Here is a 247-nt window from a genome sequence, read left to right as displayed (position 1 = left end):
CCCAATAAACGTTCGGCCGCGCTGCAGGCCTCATCAAGAAAGCCTTCGGCCTGCCCGGGTTTGTGGGCTTCGGCACGCAGCAGCGCCAGGTGTGCAAAGGGCGGCAGGCCGGCGGCGCGGCGTTCGCTCAAGGCTTGCTCGGCGAAGGCAAAGTAGCCTTGTTCCGTCAGTTGAATCAGCAGCGGGTGGTCGGCCAGGTGCGTCTGGATAATCACCCGGCCTGGCTCTTCGGCGCGCCCGGCGCGCC

At 67.2% G+C, this 247-nt stretch carries 1 pseudogene; it reads right to left on the bottom strand.

What is annotated here, in order from left to right:
* Nucleotides 1-247: pseudogene (locus AAEZ05_RS29670) on the bottom strand (primosomal protein N'); the annotation flags it as partial.

This window comes from Pseudomonas sp. HY13-MNA-CIBAN-0226 (genome assembly GCF_040310305.1).
Lineage (GTDB): Bacteria > Pseudomonadota > Gammaproteobacteria > Pseudomonadales > Pseudomonadaceae > Aquipseudomonas > Aquipseudomonas gregormendelii.
Note: the sequence above shows the minus strand (reverse complement) of the source record. Positions and strands in the feature narration are given on the sequence as shown.